Annotated in this window: 16 protein-coding genes and 1 riboswitch; of the genes, 4 read left to right on the top strand and 12 right to left on the bottom strand. The window is 62.6% G+C overall.

What is annotated here, in order from left to right; all coding sequences use genetic code 11:
* Positions 1 to 54: 54 nt before the first annotated feature.
* Positions 55 to 972, top strand: coding sequence for a DMT family transporter (locus ACP15O_RS03030; protein ID WP_425094560.1), 918 nt, complete (start codon positions 55 to 57; stop codon positions 970 to 972).
* Here the strand turns inward: ACP15O_RS03030 and folP are convergent.
* From folP to ACP15O_RS02995, 7 genes are all read right to left on the bottom strand, one after another.
* Positions 962 to 1975: a dihydropteroate synthase gene (gene folP, locus ACP15O_RS03025; RefSeq protein ID WP_425094559.1), complete on the bottom strand. Its 1014-nt coding sequence runs from the start codon at positions 1973 to 1975 to the stop codon at positions 962 to 964. The genes ACP15O_RS03030 and folP overlap by 11 nt on opposite strands.
* 28 nt (positions 1976 to 2003) lie before the next feature.
* Positions 2004 to 2924, bottom strand: coding sequence for a dihydroneopterin aldolase (locus ACP15O_RS03020; protein WP_425094558.1), 921 nt, complete (start codon positions 2922 to 2924; stop codon positions 2004 to 2006).
* Positions 2925 to 3025: 101 nt separating this feature from the next.
* Positions 3026 to 3643 (bottom strand): cell wall hydrolase, encoded by a 618-nt coding sequence (locus ACP15O_RS03015; RefSeq protein WP_425094557.1) that lies wholly within the window; start codon positions 3641 to 3643, stop codon positions 3026 to 3028.
* Positions 3644 to 3810: 167 nt separating this feature from the next.
* A complete protein-coding gene (locus ACP15O_RS03010) occupies positions 3811 to 6366 on the bottom strand; it encodes a putative PEP-binding protein (RefSeq protein WP_425094556.1) in 2556 nt (851 codons plus the stop codon).
* A 149-nt stretch (positions 6367 to 6515) separates the two neighbouring features.
* Positions 6516 to 8771: a glycine--tRNA ligase subunit beta gene (gene glyS, locus ACP15O_RS03005; protein ID WP_425094555.1), complete on the bottom strand. Its 2256-nt coding sequence runs from the start codon at positions 8769 to 8771 to the stop codon at positions 6516 to 6518.
* Position 8772: 1 nt separating this feature from the next.
* Entirely contained in the window at positions 8773 to 9300 is a 528-nt protein-coding gene (locus ACP15O_RS03000) for a DUF6446 family protein (RefSeq protein WP_425094554.1), read from the bottom strand.
* Complete coding sequence (locus tag ACP15O_RS02995; protein ID WP_425094553.1) at positions 9297 to 10229, bottom strand: glycine--tRNA ligase subunit alpha; 933 nt, start codon at positions 10227 to 10229, stop codon at positions 9297 to 9299. The genes ACP15O_RS03000 and ACP15O_RS02995 overlap by 4 nt, the downstream gene beginning before the upstream one ends.
* 190 nt (positions 10230 to 10419) lie before the next feature.
* On the opposite strand from ACP15O_RS02995, the gene ACP15O_RS02990 reads away from it, so the two are divergent.
* Entirely contained in the window at positions 10420 to 12177 is a 1758-nt protein-coding gene (locus ACP15O_RS02990) for a serine protease (RefSeq protein WP_425094552.1), read from the top strand.
* A gap of 183 nt (positions 12178 to 12360) precedes the next feature.
* Here ACP15O_RS02990 and ACP15O_RS02985 read toward each other — a convergent pair whose 3' ends face one another.
* The 4 genes from ACP15O_RS02985 to metZ form a co-directional block, all read right to left on the bottom strand.
* Positions 12361 to 12588, bottom strand: coding sequence for a DUF1127 domain-containing protein (locus tag ACP15O_RS02985; RefSeq protein WP_425094551.1), 228 nt, complete (start codon positions 12586 to 12588; stop codon positions 12361 to 12363).
* Positions 12589 to 12703: 115 nt separating this feature from the next.
* Positions 12704 to 13198 carry a hypothetical protein gene (locus ACP15O_RS02980; RefSeq protein ID WP_425094550.1) on the bottom strand — a complete coding sequence of 165 codons (495 nt, stop codon included), beginning with the start codon at positions 13196 to 13198 and terminating at the stop codon, positions 12704 to 12706.
* Positions 13199 to 13435: 237 nt separating this feature from the next.
* Positions 13436 to 14533 carry a GTP cyclohydrolase FolE2 gene (gene folE2 / locus ACP15O_RS02975; protein WP_425094549.1) on the bottom strand — a complete coding sequence of 366 codons (1098 nt, stop codon included), beginning with the start codon at positions 14531 to 14533 and terminating at the stop codon, positions 13436 to 13438.
* Between the two features lie 113 nt (positions 14534 to 14646).
* Entirely contained in the window at positions 14647 to 15828 is a 1182-nt protein-coding gene (gene metZ / locus ACP15O_RS02970; RefSeq protein WP_425094548.1) for an O-succinylhomoserine sulfhydrylase, read from the bottom strand.
* Between the two features lie 62 nt (positions 15829 to 15890).
* Positions 15891 to 15967: riboswitch (SAM riboswitch) on the bottom strand.
* Between the two features lie 110 nt (positions 15968 to 16077).
* On the opposite strand from metZ, the gene ACP15O_RS02965 reads away from it, so the two are divergent.
* On the top strand, positions 16078 to 17025 hold the full coding sequence (locus tag ACP15O_RS02965) for a DUF726 domain-containing protein (protein WP_425094547.1): 948 nt from the start codon (positions 16078 to 16080) through the stop codon (positions 17023 to 17025).
* Between the two features lie 25 nt (positions 17026 to 17050).
* Positions 17051 to 17758, top strand: a complete 708-nt coding sequence (locus ACP15O_RS02960; protein ID WP_425094546.1) for a glutathione S-transferase N-terminal domain-containing protein — start codon at positions 17051 to 17053, stop codon at positions 17756 to 17758.
* Between the two features lie 28 nt (positions 17759 to 17786).
* On the opposite strand, the gene ACP15O_RS02955 is transcribed toward ACP15O_RS02960, so the two are convergent.
* Positions 17787 to 18395 (bottom strand): inner membrane-spanning protein YciB, encoded by a 609-nt coding sequence (locus ACP15O_RS02955; RefSeq protein WP_425094545.1) that lies wholly within the window; start codon positions 18393 to 18395, stop codon positions 17787 to 17789.
* Positions 18396 to 18397 lie beyond the last annotated feature (2 nt).

Here is an 18397-nt window from a genome sequence, read left to right as displayed (position 1 = left end):
CTGATCTGGATGAACCCCGGCCCTGCGCCGGGGTTCTTTGCCTTACGAGGGACCATGGAACCGAATATCACGAAATCCAGCTGGTTGATGGTGGGCATCCTGGGCTTTGTCTGGGGCTCGACTTTCATGATCATCGAGATCGCCCTGGCCGGGGGCATCCCGCCCTTCTGGCTGGCCACGGCGCGGCTGACGGTGGCGGCCATCGTGCTGGGGCTGTTCTGGTGGCACCAGGGCGCTCGGCTGGCGCTGGATCCCGATAACCCTCCGACATGGCTTCAGATTTTATGGACCGGGGCGGTCAGCTCGGGCATTCCGTTTTTGCTGCTGAACTGGGGGCAACAGCATGTGACCTCGGGGTTTGCCGGGACCGCCATGGCAGCGGTGCCGATCTTTGTGCTGCCGCTGGCGCATTTCATGGTCGCGGGTGAAAAGCTGAGCCTGCGCAAGGTGATCGGTGTGTTGCTGGGCATCCTGGGCGTGTGGAGTCTGGTACGCGGCGACGGGCTGAGCGGGTCAGGCGCGGATCTGGAATTATGGGGGCAGATCGCCTGCCTGCTGGTGGCGGTGTGCTATGCTGTGAACTCGATCACCATTCGCCGGTTACCGCCTGTGGATCCGATTGGGCTGACCACGATGATGATGGTCAGCGCCGCCGCCATCACCCTGCCCTTTACCCTGCTGGCCGAAGGGCTGCCCCCGATGCCGCAGGCCAGCGCAATCTGGGCGCTGCTGGCGCTGGGGGTGGTGTCAACCGCCGCGATGAACCTGCTGCGCGTGCTGGTGATCCGCTCGGCCGGGCCGACATTCATGACGCTGGTGAATTATCAGGTGCCGATCTGGTCGGTGATCCTGGGGGCCTGGATCTTGTCCGAGCCCCTGCCCAACAGCCTGATCTGGGGGCTATTGCTGATCCTGTCGGGGGTTGCCCTGGGGCAGTTGGGCGCGCTTAGACGGCTGTTTTTCAGCCGTTGAATTCACCATCGCAGACCGCGCTCCACAGGCTCAGCGCCGAGCGGGTTTCCCCCACATCGTGCACCCGCAGCATCTGCACCCCGTCCATCACGCTGCGCAGCGCCACGGAAACCGAACCCGCCGCGCGGGCCTTGGGCTGTTCTGCGTTGCCGATGGTGCCGATAAAACGCTTGCGCGAGACCCCCAGCAAGATCGGGCACCCAAGCGCGTGAAACAGGGAAATCCTGTTTAAAAGCCGCAGGTTATGCTCGATTGTCTTGCCGAACCCGATGCCCGGATCCACCATGATCTGACCACGCGGGATGCCCAGGCCGGTCAGATAGGCAACGCGCTCTTCCAGAAAATCATAGACGTCCAGCAGCACGTTATCATATTGCGGCGCGCGCTGCATCGTCTGCGGATCGCCCTGCGAATGCATGACCATGACCGGCAGTTTTTCCGCAGCGCAGTATTCAGCCAGTTTCGCATCAAAGGTAAACCCCGAGACGTCATTCACGATCGCCGCCCCAGCCGCCACCGCCGCGCGGGCGACGGGCTCTTTGCGGGTATCAACCGAGATCGGCACCGACAGTTCCTGATGGATCGCCGAGATCGCAGGCTCAATCCGGGCGATTTCCTCAGAGACGGGCACCCAGGTGGCCCCCGGACGGGTCGATTCCCCGCCCACATCCAGCAGATCCGCGCCATCCTGAACCATCTGCCGCGCGTGGGCCAGCGCCGCCTCTGGCCCCGCGTGATCGCCCCCATCCGAAAAACTGTCCGGCGTCACATTCACGATGCCCATCACCAAGGGCCGCGTCATCGGCAGCCCAGCCAGAGCGGGACGCGGGGCGGTCAGACGCTCCAGCACGTCATCGGGGGCCTGAGAAGCCGGAATCAGGGCGGTGCCAGCCCGGCTGATCACCTCGATCCGGTCGAACCAGGCCCAGCCGCCAGCCAGCGGCTGCGCACCTTCGGGGCGCGCGCAATCAATCTGTGGAATCGGACGAAAATAGCTCTTCATAAAAAATCTCTCGAGGCGCTGCCTGCTTTTATAGCATTTTCACGTCTGCCGCGACGGCCCGCAAGGGCAAGCTGTCATCCTGCGGCAATTCCTCGCCAATTATTAACACATCTGCTGCTTCCATCGCCCGCGCGAACCACAAAACCAGCGCCAAGGCCTGACGCGGATCGGCCGAGGGGCCGTCCACCGCATCCAGCACGATCTTGGACGGGGCCCAGACACTGATCTGATCGTTTTTCATCGCCCAGTCCAGCTCGGTCCGGGTGTTGACGACCACGCAGCGTTTATCGCGCCCGGCCAGAACCCAGGCGTTCTGCTCGATCGCCAGCAGGTCAATTCTGCGCTGCGCCAAGGGGTTAGAGACCTCGGGCGCGCTGATGTCCGGGGCGCCGATACACAGAATCGTGGGCCGGTGTTCCTGCACCAGCTGATCAATCCACCCCGTCAGCAAGGGCGACTGAATCGCCGCGTTGGACAGGTAAACCACCTGCGGATGGGGGCGGTCCTCGGGGGGATCGGCGGGGTGCACATCCTCGCGCGCACGCACGATTTCAACGCCCAAAGCACCGGGGCCGCGATCCAGTTTCTCGATCCGGACAAAAACGCGCATGGCCTGCGGTTCGGCCAGAATCCGCTCGGCGATCCGGGCGGCCAGGGTTTCCAGCAGGTTCAGCCGTTCGGCGGCCAGCTCATGGGCAATAGCCTCGGTCACACGATCATAGGACAGGATCCGATCCACATCATCGTCCACCGGCCCGGTCAGCGGGCGGACCTCGACCACGATGTTGAATTGCACACGCTGAGTGGTGCCGCGTTCCTTCTGAAAGGCACCGATTTCCACCTCGACCACGTGATCGCGCAGGGAAATCCGATCCAAGGGCCCCACCGCAGCCGTGCCTTCGGCCCGTTCCGAGGGATGCCCAAAGGCCCATTTCAATTCCTGAGACATGGCGTCGCTCTCCGGCTGGTTCGTCTGTGTCTATCTAGGGCCTGCGCCCCGGAAAAAACAGGCCGCAACCGCCAGAATAGGCCTCAAAACCGGCACAGAGATCAGTTTTGAGACAGCTTCGTCTGCGGGCGATAGAAATGGTGAACGCCGATTGTCGTGGTGCGTGTGAATTTGCGCGACCAGCTGGGGCGCACGGCCTTGGTGTGATAGTAAGTGGCGCCATCGGTCAGCTTGCGCGGAGCGCCGGACAGAACCAGCCGGGCCACTTTGCCCACACGTTCATAGGCGCGCGGCTCGGCGATCACCTCGGCATGGCCGTCACAGGTATAGGTGAACTGACACTGATATTTGCGGCCCGTGCCCTGATTGATCACGCCGCAGACGGTATCGGGGAAGCGCGCATTATCGACACGGTTCAGGATCACCTCGGCCACGGCGAACTGGCCTTTGACGCTTTCGCCGCGGGCCTCGAAATACAGGGCTTCGGCCAGGCATTGCCATTCCTCATCGCCCTTGGTGGCGGGCAGCGTGGCCAGCCATTCTTTGGAATAGGTGATCTGCTCAACCTTACCCGAGGGGCGCAGCAATTTGCTCAGCCGACCGGAGGACAGGCCAAAAAGCCCGCGCTGTTCCTGTTTCAACACCTGATCCATGGGGGTATCGGCCACGGCCGGGGTCATGGTTGCCAGCGCCAGAACAAAGGCCAAAAGAGTACGCATTCATCAATCTCCAAAGCGAGGAAGCGTCAAAAAACGCTGCCGTAGCCCCCGCGCCATAGAGAAAAATCCCCGCCGCGTCCAGCCAGAGCGCCCCGCACGCCAGCCCTGTTGCAATTCGGCACGCTGGCCTATTTGCGGCAGAAGATTGGAAAAAACTTAAATTATAATTACTTAGCGACGGGAAACTGCATTCGCTCGCGGACGGACAGCTGCGCTGCGGCCAAACGCGCCACCGGCACCCGGAACGGAGAGCAGGACACATAAGAGAAGCCGGCCTCGCGGCAGAAGGCGATTGATTCGGGGTTGCCCCCGTGTTCGCCGCAAATGGATAAGGTCAAGCCCGGATGCGCCTGCCGCCCCCGCGTCGCGCCGATTGTCAGCAATTCGCCCACGCCGTCAGCATCCAGCATGTGAAACGGATCCTCAGGGTAAACGCCCTGCTGCACATAATCGGACATAAAGCGCCCCGCGTCATCGCGCGACAGACCATAAGTCATCTGCGTCAGATCGTTCGTCCCGAAGGACAGAAAGGCACATTGCGGCGCGATGTCCCCCGCCCGCAAAGCCGCGCGCGGCGTTTCCACCATCACCCCCAGCCGATAGGCGAATTCCACCCCGGTTTCGTTGCGCACGGCCACGGCCACCGCATCCACACGGGTTTTGACCAGCTCGACCTCGCGTTTGGCAGACACAAGCGGGATCATGATTTCCGGCACCACCGGGTCTCCGTCCTGGCTGGCCTGGATCGTGGCCTCGAAAATCGCGCGAGCCTGCATTTCGTAGATTTCCGGCATGGTGATGCCCAGACGCACGCCGCGCATCCCCAGCATGGGGTTATATTCGCTTAGCGCCTCGACCCGGCGGGTCACGTCCGACAGGGGCAGGTCCAGCGCCTCGGCCAGTTCGCGATGCCCTGCCCGGTCCGAGGGCAGGAATTCGTGCAAAGGCGGATCGAACAGGCGGATACACACCGGCTGCCCCTGCATGATGCGGAACAGCTCGGCAAAGTCATCGCGCTGCATCGGCAGAAGGCGCTCTAGCGCGGCGCGGCGATCCTCGGCGTCATCGGCAAAGATCATCTCGCGCATCACGGTCAGGCGGTCGGCCTCAAAGAACATGTGCTCGGTCCGGCACAGGCCGATCCCCTGAGCGCCGAAATTCCGTGCGGTCTTCGCGTCGGCAGGCGTGTCGGCATTGGCGCGCACGCCGATATCGCGGTTCTCATCGGCCCAGCCCATCAACGTCAGAAAGGCATCGTCCTGCGTGGCCTCCAGCATCGGAGCCTCGCCCACCAGCACCTCGCCATTGGTGCCGTCGATCGTCAGGATGTCGCCAGCCCGGAATTCGCGCCCATCCGGCCCGCGCAGCACGTTGCGGCGCAGATCAAAGCTGATATCCGAGGCCCCCACCACACAAGGCAGCCCCATCCCGCGCCCGATCACCGCAGCGTGGCTGGTCATGCCCCCGCGCTCTGTCAGGACGGCAACGGCGGCGTGCATTCCGCGGATGTCCTCGGGGCTGGTTTCGCGCCGCACCAGGATACAGGGCTCATTGCGGGCGGCGCTGGCCTGCGCCTCGGCAGCCGAGAACACGATCCGCCCCGAGGCCGCCCCCGGACTGGCCGCAATCCCCCGCGCCAGACGGTCACGCCGCGCTTCGGGATCCACCTGACGGTGCAGCAATTCGTTAATGGCGCGCGGCTCGATCCGGGTCAGGGCCTCTTCTTTGGGGATGATCCCGTCCTGAGCCAGCCCCACCGCAATGCGCACCGCCGCACGGGCACTGCGCGCCACGCGCACCCCATCCAGCAAATGTACATGGCCGTTTTCAATGGTGAATTCAGCCTGCATTTCCTCGCGCAGGCGCACCCGCATTTTCCGTGTGTATTCAATTAGTTCGCCATAGGCCTCGGGCTCCAGTTCCTGCAAGGACGGCCCGCGCGGATCCCGCCCCAGAAACAGCGCCCCAGCCCCCTTGGACAGCGCATCGCGCCCCTGGCTCTGCGACAGGTAGCGCCCGGTGATCTGCGGCGCCCCCGTGCGCGAATTCACCAGCTGGATCACCCCCGAGCCACATTCGCCCAGCCCCAGCCCCAGCGCCATTTCCTGCACCACAAGCCCCAGCCCCGCATCCGCGGGCGCCCCCTTGGCCTGACGCAGCAGACGGGCGGTCGTGCCCTCCCAGGCCCGCGCCATCGAGCGCAGAACCTCGGCCAATTGCACCGCCGGATCCTGAGGGAAAACCTCCTCGGTTTCATCCTCATAGGCGCGCAACGCTTCGGACAGCCCCTCGGGACCATCCATCGCAACATCCTCAAACATGTCCGGATCCAGCCGGGCAACATGAATCGCATAGGCCTGCACAAACCGCAGATACATCGCGCTGGCGGCCTCCTGGCCCAGCTGATCGCACAGATCGACATAAACGGCATCATTCATCCCGATGTTCAACACCGCACCGGGCCCGCCCCAATCGGGATCCTCGGACGAGGGACGCACACACAGCAGCGGCGCATCCCCAAAGGGGGCCATCAAAACAGCCATGTCGGGCATATCCCCGGCCGCAATCCGATGCACCTCATCGAAACTCAGCGCAACAGTGCGCGGCACCGGCAAATCCAGCCGCACCAGCCGTTGCAGACATTTCGCCCGCCCCCCATGCGTGGACGTCGCCACCGGAGCGGTTTGCGTGATCAAAGTAATATCGGGATCGTTTTGCTGCACTGCGGCACCTTTCGTCAATGCCGGCAGAATACGCCCAACCCCACACAAGGCAAGCCCGCGTCTGGAAAAATCCGAACGCGGGCCTTCATCTTGCAAAAATACTCCGGGGGGCCGCCGCAGGCGGTGGGGGCAGCGCCCCCAGCCCGTTCTCAGCCCTCAATCACCGTCAAATCGGCCACGGACAGACAGATCACACGGATACGCGACAGCAGGTTCAGACGGTTCCGACGCACAACCTCATTATCCGCATTCACCTGAACAGCCTCGAAAAATACGTCAATCGGCGCCCTAAGCGAGGCCATCGCGCGCATCGCGGCTTCGAAATCCTCGGCCTCCATCGCCGGCGAGATCTGCGCCTCGGCCGCGTCCAAGGCGGCAAACAGGGCCTTTTCCACATCCGTTTCAGCGAATTTCACATCCGCGCCATAGGAATATTCCACCCCATCCTTCTGCTCGGCCTGAGTCAGGATATTGTTGGCGCGTTTAAAGCCCTGAAGCAGGTTTTCCCCGTCATCCGTCTTCAGGAAATCCCCCAGCGCGCGGGCACGTTTGACCAGCAGCGTCAGATCGTCATTGCCGGGCGCGGCCCCCTCGGGCGCGCTGCTGTTGCCGCTCAGGCAGGCGTCGATCACATCATGGCGCAGGCCCTGATCGCGCAAATACACCTTCAGCCGATCATGGAAAAAGCCCAGCAAATCGGCGCTGATATCCGGAACCGGAGTCGCCACCGTTTCCACAGCCGCCCTGGCATCCCCGGTCAGACGGTCCAGCACGGTCTCCAGCGCAGCGCCAAAGACGCCATGATCGGCGATTTCATCAAGCAAAGAGTTCATCGCCTCCAGATCGTCGCCATTGACCCCGGCCTGGTTGATCTGATGTTTCAGCAGCTGGCTGTCGATGAACCGATCCAGTTTCACGCGCATCTCGCCGGCCAGAATGATCCGGATCACCCCCAGCGCGGCCCGGCGCAGGGCAAAGGGGTCTTTGGACCCCGTGGGTTTTTCGTCAATCGCCCAGAATCCCGTCAGCGTGTCCAGCTTATCGGCCAGCGCCACGATCGAGGACACGGGCTCGGACGGCACATCATCCGAGGGGCCCAGCGGCTGGTAATGCTGCTCGCACGCGTTGGCCACAGCCTGTGGCAGACCCGCAGCCTGCGCATAATAGCGCCCCATCAGGCCCTGTAGCTCAGGGAATTCATACACCATTTCCGAGGACAGATCCGCCTTGGCCACCTCGGCCGCTTGCTGTGCCAGATCGGGCTCGACCCCCAGCACCGGGGCAATCTCGCGAGACAGCGCGGCGATGCGATCAATCCGCGCCGCCTGCGTGCCCAATTTATTGTGGAAGGTCACGTTGGACAGACGGTCCGTCCAGTCGGACATGCCCTGTTTGGCCACCCGCAGATCGTTTTCCCAGAAGAATTTCGCATCCGACAGACGGGCCGACAGCACCTTTTGGTTGCCCGCCAGAATGGTCGCGCCCTGATCGGTGGTCTCGCGGTTGGCGACAGTGATGAAGCGTTCGATCCGCCCGGTTTTGGGGTTCTTCACGCTGAAAAACTTCTGGTGCTCTTTCATCGAGGTTTGCAGCACCTCGGGCGGCAGGTCCAGGAATTCGGCGCCAATTTCACCCATCAGGACGACGGGCCATTCGACCAGCCCGGCCACCTCGGCCAGAAGGCCGCGATCTTCGACCACCTCAAGCCCGGCGGCAAAGGCCATGTTGGTGGCGTCCTGCCAGATATGCTCGGCCCTTTCGTCTGCGGACAGGATCACATGATCGCGCTTCAGCTTGGACACGTAATCGTCAAACCCATGCACCGCGAACCGCCCCGAGGCCATGAAACGGTGCCCCTGCGTGGTGTTGCCCGCCGCAATCCCGTCGATGGACAGGGGCACGGTGGAGACCTCGCCCGCGTCATTTGTCAGGATGCACAGGATGGAATGCAGCGGCCGCACCCAACGCAGGGCCCCCGCGCCCCAGCGCATGGATTTGGGCCAGGGGAAATTGCGAACGGTTGCCTCCAGCACCTCGGCGACGATGTCGGCGGCGGGGCGACCGGGCTTTTCGATGGTGGCGAAATAGACGTTGCCCTTGGGGGTTTCGCGTTCCTCCAGCTGATCGCGAGTCAACCCGGCACCGCGCAGGAACCCCTCGATCGCCTTGTCGGGCGCGCCGACCTTGGGGCCTTTGCGTTCTTCGCGCACGGTGGGGCTTTGATCCAGCAGGCCCTGCACGGTCAGCGTCAGGCGGCGGGGCGTGGAAAACGCCGCCGCCCCCGCATAGGTCAGACCGGCGTCAACCAGGCCGTCGGTGACGCGTTTTTTCAGATCTTCGGCGGCGCGCGCCTGCATACGGGCGGGGATTTCTTCCGAGAAGAGTTCAATCAGCAAATCGGACATATCAGTAGCCTTCCGGCGGGGTTGGGCAATCTGCGGGGGCGGGTTCGCCGTTGAACACGACCTCGCCGCAATGGTTGATCTGGTGCCAGACATAGCCGCGCCCGTCATCCATCACGGCGACGATGCGATCAATGCCATAGCGGTAATTTTCCTGACCCATAAACGCCAGGGCGCGGCCGTTTTCCAGCGCGGCGCCCAGTTCCTTGGCGTCGAAACAGTCGAACCAGCCGGGCGCAACCAGAGGCGCCGCATCCGCATAGGCCTGGTAGGTTTCCGTCAGCATGGCCTGGCTGTGGCCCGTGGTGAAACAGGCGCGGAACCGGATGGGCGAGCTGTCGGAATCAATCGCCTGGAAATTGTCATAGACGATGGGTTCGGGCTGGCCGCTGGCCAACGACGTGATCTGCACATCATCGGTGCCACTGGCGGACACCTCGTCATAATAGGCGTAGACCTGAAGGTAATACATCGCCACACCGGCAGCCAAGGCGGTTATCACGATAAACCCCGCAATCAGTTTTCCGATCATTCGACTGCCCAGCCCCCGGCCTCGGTTTGCACGAAGGCGTCGGCGCATTTCTTGGCCAGCGCACGGACGCGGCCGATATAGGCCTGACGTTCGGTGACGGAAATCACGCCGCGCGCATCCAGCAGGTTGAACAGGTGGCTGGCCTTGATGCACTGGTCATAGGCCGGGTGCGCCATGATGATGCGCTTGCCGGTCTTGGGGTCCACATGCTCGGCGGCCAGGATGTCCTCGCATTCCTGCTCGGCCTCTTCGAAATGCTTCAGCAGCATGTCGGTATTGGCCACGTCGAAGTTCCAGCGCGAATATTCCTGCTCGGTCTGGCGGAACACATCGCCGTATTTCAGCGCGATCGGAGCCTGCGGGTCATTATAGGGCATGTCCATGACGTGATCGACGCCCAGCACATACATCGCCAGACGCTCCAGCCCGTAGGTCAGCTCGCCCGAGACCGGATGGCAATCGTGCCCGCCGACCTGCTGGAAATAAGTGAACTGGCTGACTTCCATGCCGTCGCACCAGACCTCCCATCCCAGGCCCCAGGCGCCCAGAGTGGGCGATTCCCAGTCATCCTCGACGAAACGGATGTCGTGCAGATCCATGTCGATGCCGATGGCCTGAAGGCTGCCCAGATACAGATCCTGCAAATCCGGCGGGCTGGGTTTGATCAGCACCTGATACTGATAATAGTGCTGCAAACGGTTCGGGTTTTCCCCATAGCGCCCATCGGTGGGCCGGCGCGAGGGCTGCACATAGGCCGCCGCCCACGGAACCGAGCCCAAGGACCGCAGCGTGGTGGCCGGGTGGAACGTGCCCGCGCCGACCTCCATGTCATAGGGTTGCATCACGGCGCAGCCCTTTTGCGCCCAGTAGGATTGCAACCTCAGGATGATCTCTTGAAAGCTGCGCGGTTTGGTGGTCGTTTCTGCCATCGTCCTGCCTCTGATCGGCCCAGCTGCGGGGCCCGTATTCGGCCTAATAAAAAGTCCCGCCCTACCTACGGCCCCCATCCAGCGGGGTCAATTGCGCCAAGACGCATTATTTAAGTGCATGAGACACCGTTTTTGATAAAACCCGAAATCAAAGACGTTAACAAATGCAGGGCAAGGACCTTTTGACAATATGCTGAGATTAGTGACCGCCGCTCTTATTTTCGTGGTGATGGCCACAAAAAGCCTTTTCGCACAAGAAGACACCGTCTGGGTTCAGATCGAAGCCCAGCCAACCTTGAACCAGGCGCTGGAGCGCGCGCGCGATTATGCCGCCAATCTGCCCGATGTGGGCGGGTTTGCCGTCCGGGGGGGCTGGTATGCCATCGTTCTGGGGCCGTATCTGCGCGATGACGCCGAACAGGTGCTGCGCGTCTACCGCGCCGAGCGCCGCATCCCCCGCGACAGTTTCATTGCCTATAGCTCAAACTTCGATGCGCAGTTCTATCCGGTGGGCACCGCTGGGGTGACTGTCCCCGCCACGCCCCCCGCCCCCACCACGCCCCCCACAGACAACACCGCCGAAACCCAGCCCGAACAGGCAGCCCAGCCGGAAATCCGTCAGCCCGACGAAACCGTTGCGCAGGCCCGCCGCTCTGAGGCCGCGCTGAACCGGGACGAAAAGAAAGACCTGCAACGCCTGCTGCAATGGGCCGGGTTCTACAATTCCGCGATTGATGGCGCTTTTGGCCGGGGCACCCGCGCCTCGATGGCCGCCTGGCAAGAGGCCAACGGATACGAGCCCACCGGCGTTCTGACCACCGGACAACGGACCGAGCTGCTGGCCCAATACAATGCCATTCTGGACGGGCTGGACATGCAGCTGCTGACCGAGGATCGCATGGGCATCCAGATGCAACTGCCGCTAAGCGCGGTGAAATTCACCAAATACGAGGCGCCTTTTGCCCATTTCGACACCGCCGGTGCGGTGGATCGGGCGCGGGTTCTGATGATCTCGCAGACGGGGGATCGCAACACGCTGTATGGTCTTTATGACATCATGCAGACGCTGGAAATCGTCCCGCTGAAGGGCGCGCGCAAACTGGATGGCGACTCGTTTATGCTGACGGGCGAGGGGCGCGATTTCATCTCGCATACCCAGGCCAGCCTGCAAGACGGTGAAATCAAGGGCTTTACCCTGATCTGGCCCACCGGCGACGAAGAGCGCCGCACCCGTGTGCTGGGTGAAATGCAGGCCAGCTTTGCCCGCACCCAGGGCGTTCTGGACCCCGCCGCCGGCAGCAATCTGGAACAGCGCGTGGATCTGGTGTCCGGCCTGGATGTGCGCCAGCCGAAACTGACGCGCTCGGGGTTTTATGTGGATGGCAAGGGCACCGTGGTCACCACCGCCGATGCTGTCGCCAGCTGTAGCCGCATCACCCTGGACGCCGACACTCAGGCCACCGTGCTGGGCAGCGACGCCGCCCTGGGCCTGGCCGTGCTGACACCTGAAACCGCGCTGGCCCCGGCCAATGTCGCCCGGTTCCAGACCGCCGTGCCGCGTCTGAATTCGGAAATCGCGGTCTCGGGCTTTTCCTTTGGCGGTGTTCTGGACACCCCCACCCTGACCTACGGTACGCTGGCCGATCTACGCGGCCTTCAGGGCGAGCAAAACCTGGATCGTCTGGCCCTGGCCGCAATGCCCGGTGACGCGGGCGGCCCGGTTTTCGATACCGGCGGAGACGTTCTGGGCATGTTGCTGCCGCGTCAGGACAGCGCTCAGAAACTGCCCGAGGATGTCAGCTTTGCCCGCGATGGTGCCGATATCCAGGCGCTGCTGGCCTCGTTGGGGGTAAGCCCGGCCCAAACCGGCCAGATCACCGCGATCGACCCCGAAGACCTGACCATCGCCGCCACTGGCATGACGGTTTTGGTCAGCTGCTGGGAATAGGCCCCGAACAGCAGCGCGTGGCCACCCGCTCCGCGCTGCGCCCCTAAACAGGCCGTTTGGGTCATCCATGTTGGATCATCCATGGGCAAACCAAAAGGGGCAAACCAAAAGCCCGCGCCGGATTGGAAACGGCGCGGGCTTTTTCATCAGAGGCCTCGGCCCCCTCAGGATGTGTGAAATCGCTTAGACGTAGAACATGTCGCGAAAGACATAGCGCGGAATATCGTCGCGCTTCAGGCCCAGCTTGGCCAGTTCGGTGTCCGATTTTGCCTCAAGCGCATTGATCTGATCAGCGCGCGAGCGGTATTGCACATAAGCGTTGATCCCTTGGCCAATGCTGGCAAAGAAAGCATCCACGCGCTCGCGCAGACCGCCTTTGACGAATTCGATGGAAGGTGCAGGTGCAGCCATTTTGGAAACCTCTGATAACTTTGGTTTCCTCCCTGCCACTCAATCTAGGTCAGCATCCTTGACTTTACCAATGCGAATTACGCATGGCCGGACTGCGATTGCTGCATCGCAGCATTCATTCGGCCGATTTGCCATTCGGCATGGCCGGAGGCTTGGAGGGCGCGCGGTATTTCCTGGTTTCGGGTGCGTCACTGGTCTTGGATGCTGTTTTTGGCGTCACAGCCGAGGCCGCCTTGGGCGCGGATTTTGCCGCCGTCTTCTTGGCGGCCGTCTTCTTGGCCGCAGTCGTCGCAACGGCCTTTGCCGGGGCCTTTGCCGTTTTTCTGGCCGCCGCCGGTTTAGCCGCCGGTTTCGCCACGGATTTGACCACAGGCTTCGCGCGCGGCTTTGCTGCGGGTTTCGCCACGGGTTTCGGGACGGCTTTAGCGGCAGGCTCCGGCGCTGCGGCCACATCCTTCTTCAGGATCGCCTCACGCGATAGCATCATCGGATTCGACTGGCTGGCCATCTGGGTGAAAAACTGAAACATCTTCACCTGCGTGTCCCACGAATAGGCCGCCAGCCGAAACATCGACGTAGACAGCTGATAGGGATTCATAACATGGATCATCGGTACGGTCCTTTCCGCTTGCATGGCCCGCCGCATCCTAACAACAGAAGATCACTCTTCTACGACAACGTGCATCCGGGCGCTGAGATCACGGCTCTGAGCCTGCCAGAGCTTCCGCCCCGGCCCGACTCTGAAAGCCCCGCCCCCCCGCGCGGGGGCTGCGGAACGCTCAAAAAACGGACTCTTCAGGGCGATTGGACCAGTCAGCGCCTGCAAAAGCGGCACAGTTACCCTGGGTCAGCCAATATGGAACAGCGTGGAAAACAACCAAGGGTCGATGCTTTCGCTGGCGAATGTGTCGCCCTCCATCAGGATCGAGACCGCATCGTGACTGTGCAGGCTTTCCTGATGGCTGGCCACGATGCGGAAATCGCCGATACGCGGGTCTTTGTGCAACTGTTCGCAGAACAGGCGCGCGGCATCCTCGACGAAAATGGGGTTGGCGGCGTTCAGCTCGGCAAAGGCCTGCTCGTCCTCGCGTTTGACCATGACCTGAGTCTCGGTGGGCACGGCGGTGCGGGCCATGTCGATCATATCCTCGAACCACAGGCAATCGCCTTCGTCCACCGCAACCGAGATCCGCGCGACCGAGCGTTGCGAATGCGGCGTGGCCAGCTGGCCGCGGCTCATGCGGGCATGTTCGCTCAGCTCCAGCGAGCAGGGGCAAGTGGACGAATACACATAGTCCAGATGCAGGATTTTCTTACGCAGCCCGCCGGTTTCCACCAGCTCCAGCGCGATGTCGTAATATTGATACCCCATCAGCCCCGAGCGCAGGCTTTCCACCTTCATCGGATAGGAAAAGCGCATCTGGATCCGGGCATCGAAACTGTCCAGATCGGATTTGTAATCGTCCAGCGCGGCCTCGATCACCTCAAAGCTAAAGGTCTTTTCCGCGTGTTTGTAGAAAGAGCGCATGATCCGGGACATGTTGATGCCCTTTTTCTCGGCCTCCAGGCTGACGGTGCCGGTGACGCTGGTTTCCAGCGTCAGATCGCCGTTATCGCGCGTGTGAAACCGGATCGGCAGGCGGAAATTGGAAATGCCGACATGCTGAATCTGCCGCTTCGCGCCCCGGATCAGGCTGGCCGGGCCGTTCTGCAAGTCCGGCAGCTGCGCCTTATAGGCCGCGTCCACCTCAAAATCGGCCGGGTACTCGCGTGACAGAGCCGGATACTCGCCCCCCTGCCCCGGCAGCAATGCCGCGACAGACGGGTCCAGATCGGTGATTTCCTCGGCGCTGGCGGATTTTGCCCAGGCACGCAGCCGCGCCAGCGCCTGAGCAGCCTCGTCACGGGTCATTTCCTTATCCATATCCGGCGTGTGTATGTTCATCGTCGGGCCTTTCGGGTTCCTTCCGGAAGAGTAACTTAGTCACTCTTGCCGGAAATTTCCAATATCGAAAGGGAATACGCCCGATCGGGCGTCTTGGATCAGCTTTTTTCAGGTCAGAGCTGATCCAGCCCGTTCACAATATCCGCGATCAGATCCTCGGCATCCTCCAGCCCTACGCTAAAGCGGATCAGACCGGGGGTGATGCCCAGCTCGGCCTTTTGTTCATCGGGCAGGCGCTGGTGGGTGGTGGTGGCGGGGTGCGTCGCGATGGATTTCGCATCGCCCAGGTTATTCGAGATCACCGCCACCTCCAGCGCATTCAGCACCTTGAAGGCCGCCTGCTGCCCGCCCGCAACGTCAAAGGACACCACGGTGCCGCCCTTTTCGGTTTGCGCGACGGCCAGTTCGTGCTGCGGATGGCTGGGATGACCGGGATAGATCACACGGGCCAGTTTGGGGTGGCCTTGCAGCGCCTCGGCCAGTTTCAGCGCGGTTTCGGCCTGGGCACGCACCCGCAGATCAATTGTTTCCAGACCTTTCAGCATGATCCAGGCGCTGAAGGGGCTCATGGCGGCGCCGGTATGTTTCATATACGGCTCGACGGTGCCGCGGATAAAATCGCGCGTGCCCAGGATCACCCCGCCCAGGGCGCGGCCCTGACCGTCGATATGTTTGGTGGCCGAATAGATGACCACATCGGCCCCCTGCGCGATCGCATTGGAAAACACCGGGGTCGTGAACACGTTATCCACCACAACCAGCGCCCCCACCGCATGAGCGATCCTGGAGACTTCTGTAATATCAACCACTTCCAACGTGGGATTCGAGACGGATTCAAAGAACACCAGCTTTGTGTCCTCGCGCACGGCGGCGCGCCATTCGTCCAGCTGCGCGCCGTCCACCAGCGTTACCTCGACCCCGAAACGCACCAGGATGTCCTCTAGAATATACAGGCACGAGCCAAACAGCGCCCTGGCCGCAACCACATGATCGCCCGCCCTGAGCGCAGACACCAGCGCGCCATTCACAGCCGCCATGCCGCTGGCGGTGGCAAAGGCATCCTCGGCGCCTTCCAGCGCGGCGATCCGGTCTTCGAACATGGCGACGGTGGGGTTGCCGTAACGGGCATAGATGAACTCGTCCGGGCCGGTCTCGATGAACCGCGCCTCGGCCTGCTCGGCGGTGTCATAGACAAAGCCCTGGGTCAGGAAAATGGCCTCGGAGACCTCGTTATATTGGCTGCGGCGCGTGCCGCCATGTACCAGTTTGGTGCGTTTCTTCCAGCTGTCGCTCATTTGTCTGTCCTTCTGGCCCCCATCGGCCAATAAAAAAACCCCGAACGCGGTCAAGCGAAAGGGGCTCTCTCATCCTGACCTTTTAGCGGCATGTTTTACGTGGCCCGCAATCCGGTAACAAATCGCCACATCCGCCTGATACGCCCCGTGCGCAAACAGGTCAACCGTCACGTAGCTTTAACCAAGATTTCATCCACGCTTTGCACGCTGGGCGCACAAAGGGCGCGAAAAGACGCAGAGGGTGAGGGAATGCCACTGCTACGGATCAATGCCACGGACCGGGGGCTTGGCCTGCATGGCTCGGCCCAGCCGGTTCTGCCCAGCCTGCACCGCGCCGCAGCAGATACGCCGGACGCGCCCGACACGAGGCCGATAATCGTGATGGTCCACGGGTTCCGCTTTGCCCCCGATGCGGGCAACGACTGCCCTCACACGCATATTCTGTCCTCGCATGAACGCCCCCGAAACCGGAAGGCGCTAAGCTGGCCCTGCGCTCTGGGGCTGGTGGGGGCGGATGCGCCGGGGCTGGGAATTGCCTTTGGCTGGAACGCGCTGGGATCGCTGTGGCAGGCCCATGCGCAGGCCCGCAGTGCCGGGCTGCATCTGGCGCAGGTGCTAAGCACGCTGCACCGCGCCGCGCCGCGCCGTCCGATCCACGCCATCGGCCATTCGATGGGGGGCCGTGTGATCCTGCAAGCCCTGCCGCACTGCCCGCCCGGAGCCCTGCACCGGCTGCTGCTGCTGCACCCGGCCGAATATCGCTCGGCTGCGGCTCAGGCTCTGGCCACGCCTGCGGGGGCGCAAACGCAGGTCTTCTGGATCAACAGCGCCGAGAACCGCCTCTTTGATTTCGCGCTGGAGCGGCTGATCCCCCCGCCCCAGCCCCAAGACCGCATCAAAGACCCCGATCTGCCAAATCTGCTGCCCGTGCACCTGTCCGACCCGCACACTCTTGAGGCTCTGCACGCCCGAGGCCTGCCCGTCGCCCCGCCCCAGCGGCGCTTGTGTCATTGGGCGGGCTATCTGCGCCCCGGCGTGTTCGATCTGTACCGGGCAGTGCTGCTGCACCCGCAGCGGCACCCGTTCGCGGCGCTGCAAGCCGCGCTGGCACGCCCGGCCCCGGCTGCGCCTTCACGTTTTCTTGCCCCTGTGCGGATGCGGGCTGGGTTGCCTTTGGCGGGCAAAGCCCCATCATGATCCCCTCATACGGAAGGGGAGCCCCATGTCACAACCAATCGATCTCTATTACTGGCCCACGCCCAACGGCTGGAAAATCTCTATCGCGCTTGAGGAAATGGCCCTGCCCTACAGGCTGCATCTGGTCAATATCGGCGCGGGCGATCAGTTCGAGCCCGACTTCCTGAAAATCTCACCCAATAACCGGATGCCGGCCATCACCGATCCTCATGGGCACGATGGCGCGCCCATCTCGATCTTTGAATCCGGCGCGATCCTGCAATATCTGGCGCGCAAGACCGGCCAGTTCTATGGCAAGACGGAACGAGACCGCATCGCCGTGGATCAATGGCTGATGTGGCAGATGGGCGGTGTGGGGCCGATGGCGGGCCAGGCGCATCATTTCCTGAAATACGCGCCCGCGATGGATCCGCCGAACGATCTGCCCTATGCCCAGGACCGCTACCGCAACGAGGTCAGCCGGCTCTATCGGGTGCTGGACACGCAGCTGGCGGAAAATGCCTATGTCGCGGGGGATTTCTACTCGATCGCGGACATGTCTCTGTGGGGATGGGTTTCGCTGTGGGAAGGGCAGGAACAGACCCTGGAGGACAAGCCCAATGTCAAGCGCTGGCTGGACACGCTGGCCGCCCGCCCCGCCGTCCAAAAGGGCCGCGCCCTGGCCGCCGAGCACCGCGGCAATGGCCCGCGCAGCAAAGAGGCGCAAAAGGTTCTGTTCGGCCAGAAAGGCTGAACATGCACGAGACCGGCCCCGGCGCGGGTCAGGTCTCGTCGCTGTCCTCTTCCAGCGCGTATCGTTTGAACACGCTGCCTTGGGTCATGAAGAACGCGAACAGCGCCGCCGTCAGCCCGAAGGTTTTGAAATAAACCCAGGTGTCCGTGCTCTGGGTGCGCCAGACCAGCTCGTTCAGCGCGGCCAGCCCCAGGAAAAACAGGCACAAACGCCGGGTCAGCACCATCCAGCCCGCATCCGTAAGCGGCAACGCGGCATCCATCAGGTCTTGTAGATAGCTCTCGCCGCGCCACAGGCCGAACCCCAGCGCGCCGCCGAACAGCAGATAGATCAGCGTCGGTTTCATCTTGAAGAACCGATCGTCATTCAGCCACACCGACAGCCCGCCGAAAATCACCACCAGCACCAGCGTCACGATCTGCATTTTCGACAGATGGCCCGTCAGTTTCCACAGCACAAAGGTGGACAGCAGCATCAGCGGAATGAACCCGGCCGTGACCAGGATAAAGCCCTCATACTCGGTGCCGCCGATTGTGAACACGCGGTCCTTCAGCCAGACATAGGCGGCAAAGAACACCACGATGGGCCCCAGCTCCAGCCCGGTTTTCAGCATCGGGTTAATCTTCTGTTCGGCCATGC

The sequence above is a fragment of the Youngimonas ophiurae (nom. illeg.) genome, assembly GCF_049803795.1.
Lineage (GTDB): Bacteria > Pseudomonadota > Alphaproteobacteria > Rhodobacterales > Rhodobacteraceae > Thalassobius.
Note: the sequence above shows the minus strand (reverse complement) of the source record. Positions and strands in the feature narration are given on the sequence as shown.